General features: G+C 62.7%; 7 protein-coding genes. 3 read left to right on the forward strand and 4 right to left on the reverse strand.

The genetic code is table 11. The features are described from left to right. The first annotated feature begins 351 nt into the window (after window positions 1-351). A complete protein-coding gene (locus A7X97_RS21045; RefSeq protein WP_235650001.1) occupies window positions 352-1,407 on the forward strand; it encodes a hypothetical protein in 1,056 nt (351 codons plus the stop codon). Between the two features lie 42 nt (window positions 1,408-1,449). Beyond that, window positions 1,450-2,334: an HNH endonuclease gene (locus A7X97_RS21050; protein WP_107432784.1), complete on the forward strand. Its 885-nt coding sequence runs from the start codon at window positions 1,450-1,452 to the stop codon at window positions 2,332-2,334. A 224-nt stretch (window positions 2,335-2,558) separates the two neighbouring features. Here the strand turns inward: A7X97_RS21050 and A7X97_RS21055 are convergent, their stop codons facing one another. The 4 genes from A7X97_RS21055 to A7X97_RS21985 form a co-directional block, all read right to left on the reverse strand. Continuing rightward, the gene (locus tag A7X97_RS21055) at window positions 2,559-3,128 is read right to left on the reverse strand and encodes a hypothetical protein (RefSeq protein WP_235650000.1); all 570 of its coding nucleotides are present in this window, start codon (window positions 3,126-3,128) and stop codon (window positions 2,559-2,561) included. Window positions 3,129-3,163: 35 nt separating this feature from the next. Then, a complete protein-coding gene (locus A7X97_RS21060) occupies window positions 3,164-3,760 on the reverse strand; it encodes a ParA family protein (protein ID WP_061478917.1) in 597 nt (198 codons plus the stop codon). Between the two features lie 114 nt (window positions 3,761-3,874). Next, window positions 3,875-4,339: a hypothetical protein gene (locus tag A7X97_RS21065; protein WP_049430686.1), complete on the reverse strand. Its 465-nt coding sequence runs from the start codon at window positions 4,337-4,339 to the stop codon at window positions 3,875-3,877. Next, on the reverse strand, window positions 4,330-4,503 hold the full coding sequence (locus tag A7X97_RS21985; protein WP_156476632.1) for a hypothetical protein: 174 nt from the start codon (window positions 4,501-4,503) through the stop codon (window positions 4,330-4,332). The genes A7X97_RS21065 and A7X97_RS21985 overlap by 10 nt, the downstream gene beginning before the upstream one ends. 222 nt (window positions 4,504-4,725) lie before the next feature. Here A7X97_RS21985 and A7X97_RS21070 point away from each other — a divergent pair. Then, on the forward strand, window positions 4,726-5,016 hold a 291-nt coding region (locus A7X97_RS21070), incomplete at its 3' end, for a hypothetical protein (protein ID WP_146260266.1).

Consider the following 5,016-nt stretch of genomic DNA (forward strand, 5'->3'; position numbering starts at 1 on the left):
CTCTTCCACCCCTCACGCCCACCGATGCCCCACCCCAGGAGTCCGTGTGGAGTTTTTCAGCCCACCGTTTCGCATTGCCCCGGATCCCCAGGACAGGTTGCCCTCACCCACCCGCAGCACCGACCCACGACACCCAAGCCACATTGGTTTTAGTCAAACGTGTGCAGTGCCCATGGATACACCGCCACCGTGTTTTCCGAATCACAAGTGGGGAGCCAAAGAACCCCTGGAAGGGAAGCGCGGAGCCCTCGCCGCATTTCGTTTTAGTCAAGCGAGGGTGCGCCCCATGACCTCCATTCACCGCCATTGGCCCATCGGTGATTTGCCGGCTTTCGTTTCAGGAGCGCTCCCATGACCACCGCTGACCTGGGCGCGTTTGCCCGTCGCGTGCTGGCCTTCCATGGCGCCCGTGCGCCTGCCACTCCCCGTTGGACGCTGGACGTGGCCCGCCGTTCCGAACGCCCTGTGTGCGCTTTCTGCACCGCCCCCCTGGACTTGGATCGTCGCCACGCCTGGGGGCTCTCACCGCTCGTTCCGTTGAGCCTAGCCGGCCCAAGGGACGCCGAGAACCTGCGCATGGCTTGCAAGCGCTGCATCACCGAGCGGGGCACCCGTGACCTGTTGGCCTGGCCCGAGTTGAGCCAGCGGCTGCCACCAGAACCCCTGGACGCCCTGCTGGCCGACCGACTGTTTGTCCTGCAGCGCTCCGATAACCACCTGGTCGAGGTAGGGCGCTTTGCCAAGCCAGCCACCGTCCTTGCCCAGCTTCAAGAGCGCTGGAAACACCCCCGATTCGTCGTTCATGCCGAACGGCATTCGGACACCTGGATGCTGGGGTGGCCACTGGCCCACCGTGCCCATCTGACGCGAAACGACTTGGCGGCGCTCTTGCGCAACGTGCACCAAGGCGAATGGCTGGAACACCCCGAGGTGGTGGCCTTCCGGTTGACCGAGGATGTTTTTCAATCAGCGGTGTGGCAACTGATCGCCCTCCACGCCTTGGTCATCCCCCTGGCCCAAGAAGAAGCACCCCCTCCCGATCGAACGTTTGAGAATCGGTGGATGGCCCGGTATCCAAGCCTGAGCCAGATCCGCCGGCGGCGACAGGGCGCGCACGAAACACCCTGGCCTAGCCAAGGCAAAGACCATGCCCGGACTTACAGCGACAAGCCCAACGCGGTTCGCATGCGGACACAGCGCCAAGCCACTCGTCAGGAGGAAACCAAGGCACAGTGGCTCAATGCCCGGCGCCGTTTAGCGGACCGGGACGCTGGGGTGGCCAGTGGGACGTTGAGGCCATGGCTCCCTGGGGAACGGGCCGCGCTGCAGGCCGACGTGGACGATCTGGCGGCTGCGTGGTTGAAAGCCCGCCAGCGGAAAGCGGAAGGCCGCTCTCAGCGGCCGTGATCCACTACCATTGTTCAAGCCTCAAACGACCAGCTAGCCACCATGGACGACACAGACAAGGAACGGATTGCAAATTGGCGTCTGACGAAGCAGATGCGGCGAGAGAGAAAGTGGGACGAGCAAAACAGCAGGTCCTACAGCAGTCATTTCACCTTGACGGACAAGGACGCTGCAGATGTAAAGGAGTTCGAAGAGCACCTGGTTCGCAAACACTTGGGGAAGGGCCAGCTCACCCGACGCATGTCCACCAATGAGCTTGGGCTAGCATTGCGCACCTGGAACCTAGAAGAGCTGAATCAGCTCTGGAGCATGCGCCGAGAGAAGCTCACTTACCTCGAAGACGCCGCCCTCCTGTTGGCCCATATCCGACACCGATCCGGCATTGACCCAAAGCTGCGCCCGGCAGCAGAGCTGCTTGGATACGACGCCATCCAAGCCCTCCAGGGCGTCCTTGAGGAGAGCGGGCGGTTGGCAGTGGAACAGGCACTGCCCCCAGCGGCGGAAGCCGTCGTTGCCGAGGGCAAGCGGGTGGAACAAGTCCTTCGGGTGATCCGAGAGGGCCAAGCGGAGTTTCGTAAACGCCTAGTCGCTCACTACGGAGCCGTGTGCATGGTCACCGGGACCGCCTTGGCAAGCGTCATCGACGCCGCTCACATCGTCCCCTACAACGGGGCAGCCACCAATGCTTTGAGCAATGGCTTACTGCTACGGAAGGACATCCACGCGTTGTTCGATGCAGGCCTGTTAACGATCGGGCCGGACCTGGTCGTCTACGTCAGCGCGGGGGTGGACGATCCGTTCTACCGTTCGTTGGACGGAAAGAAGCTCTCGCTGGACACTCCGCCCAAGATGTCCAAAGAGGCCCTGCGGCGGCGACTGGCGGGCAATGAATCGTCCGAACTGGAGGTTGCTAGCCTTCCCCAATGAGCCGCCCCAAAGCTCCGGCTGATCGGACAAATCGAATCATTGCTCATGATAGGAACGCCCTCCGCGTGGATCCGGAAGTTCAATCAACGGTTCTTCGCGCCGTAGGCGTATGCCAGCTCCCGCCAGGGGCCCCTTTTTCAGCTGCTTTTGCTCTGCCCACGGGATGATCCACAGACACAGAAAAGCGGCCATAGCCGCTTTCTTCGTCCCCCTGATTGTGAGGGTCAGTAGATCTTTCCGTTCTTGCTCATCCCCAAGTTCCGCACCGCTACCCTGGCGGCTTTGCGGTCCTCCGCGTGCTCGTCCACCGGCGAGCTCACGATCAACAGCGTGTTGTCTTGGATGAGCGACGCGGCCGCGTAGTCTGCCAGCGCCACCATGGCGGTGGTCAACGCGACTTCACTCCCGGCGTCCTCCGAATCGTCAAAGCCGAACAGCTTGGCGATGTTCTCGCGGAGCTTTGGCGGGATCGTCACCATGGCCCGGTGGTGGCGCAGCCCGTCCTCCCGACGGCGGTAGTCGTGCAGGGTGACCGATCGGGGCATGACCATGTGAACCCGCTTGCCTCCCACGCTTCCCGCCTTCTGGCTGTCGTCGTAGTCAAAGTAGGACTTGCGCTCCGGGTAGTCGCCTGGCCCCAGCAACAGGTGCTCCGGGATGCGGGCAATCGGAACGCTTGCCGATTTGCTGGCCCGGCGGGGCTTGGCATGGGTCACGTCCTTGACGTCATCCAAGGTGCGCTTGACGGCCTTCTTCGTGGCAGCCTTCTTGGCAGGAGCTTTGCGAGTGGCCATGGGTAGGTCTGGGAGGGAAACCAAGGGAAGCTCCATCATGCCGCAGCCCTCCGGCCTGCACCAGCAGCCAGGATGTCGCGCACCCGGACCGCCAAGGCGTGGATCTCCTCCTGGGCCACCCGGGCCCAGCGGCCGTTGGCGTCGAACACGGTCTTTCCCTCCTCGTAGCAGTCCGCAAACAACGCACGATCCCGCACCAGCATGGCGCCCGACATCTTGGGGTGCTCCAGGCGACGTCGATGGGCTGCCCGCCTCTCGTTGGCCCGGTTGGCGATGGGCAGGAAACGCTTTCCCTTCTTTTCAAGAACATCCACGGTTCGCAGGAAGATGAGGAAGCTGGCCCCGTCGAGCAACGTCGGCACCAGGTAGAGGTCCGCCTCGGGAATCACCTCGTTGTCCGGCAGACGCGGCGGGGTGTCGGTGATCTCCACGTCGAAGCCAGGGGAGCGCGATCGCCCGACACTGAACGGTGTTTCGTCCGACAGTGAGGCAAACGCGCAGGCCCCGCCTTGGGGGTCCCGGTCATTGACCAGCACACGCAGGCTGGGGTCACGGGCATAGCACCCGGCTAGATTCAGGGCCAGCGTCGTGCGGCCGACGCCACCCTTGAGTGAGAAGTTGCACAGTCGCATAGGACATCCTTTCGTGAGTAGATAGGGGTTTCTCTCGAATCTACCCCGACGCTGCCATAGCGCAAGTGCATGTTTTTGCAACCCTTTCGGGCCGTTCAGCCCTTGGATTATTTTCTATCCTTCCGACAAGGCGGCTGGACGACGGCAGTCCCACCGCAGCGTGTGGGCGGTGTTTGACGCCGAGCAATGCAGATCGAACGGCTGAGAGGCCATCCATGCTTTGACAGACGGTGGCGCAGCGCCATGCAGTGCTTCGATGATCGTCCAGCGTTGTTTTGCCGGACCGAACTCCGCGAACACGTCCGCTCCGGCTTCAGCCAGCATTCCAGCCATCTTGTCGTAGCACTGTCGCTTGGCCGGGTCATCCTGGTTCACGTGCCACGCCATGCAAGCGACGTGGAAAGCGGTGATTCCGTTGGGCCCCACCGGGTGGTCCAAGGACGGGAAAGCCGTCAGGCCCCTCCACGCCTTCAGACGTGCCTCGCGGATGGCCGCAATGGTTCTCTTCAAAGCCTGTGGGTTGCGGTGCTCGATGGCATCCAGAAGCCGTTGAGCACGCCGGTCTGTGGTCATTTCCATTTCAGCTCCTTGCGCAGCTGGCGCTCGAAGTGGCGTTGCTCGCGCGCCAGGCGGGCTTGCCGGCGAAGTTTGCCTTCGGGCAGGAACGCGGGAACCGTGGGAGGGATGTGCGCGAAAGGAAGGCCAGCAATAAGGCGGGACAAGTTGGCGGGGCTTTCAATCATGGTGGCGGTCTCTTGGGTTGTTTGGAGCTACGTTCGTGCGTAGGTCGACCCACTCACTTGACCTCATGCAACCAGATCGCCGAGCAATGTCAAGATGAAAAATCGACCTTTTTTTGACTAAAAACAGGGGCTTGCGGAATCCCAGGTGCATCGCATGCTGAGTGCATGACGCACACAACCCGCCCCCGTTGTTCGCCCACTCTCACCCACGTTTCCAAGGGCGTGCGCAGCGCGCTGGGCTTCACCCTCACCGAGGCCTTGCTTGCGCTCGGGGCCGTGACCGCCGCCACGGGCGCGATGTTCCTGTTCTTTGGCCAGGTCGATGCAAAGTCCAAGGTGGCCAGCGAGACGCGCAACCTGCGCGAGCTGTCCCGTCGTCTTGAAAGCAGCTTTGGGGTGGTGGGGACGTTCCGCGGGGTGAGCACCACGGCCGTGGTGGTCGATGGATTGGCCCCTGAATCCCAGCTCGGCGCCGGGGAAAACGTTTTGACCAACGCGTGGGGCGGCGCGGTG

Origin of the sequence: Stenotrophomonas sepilia (genome assembly GCF_003244875.1) — a bacterium.
Taxonomy (GTDB): Bacteria; Pseudomonadota; Gammaproteobacteria; order Xanthomonadales; family Xanthomonadaceae; genus Stenotrophomonas; species Stenotrophomonas sepilia.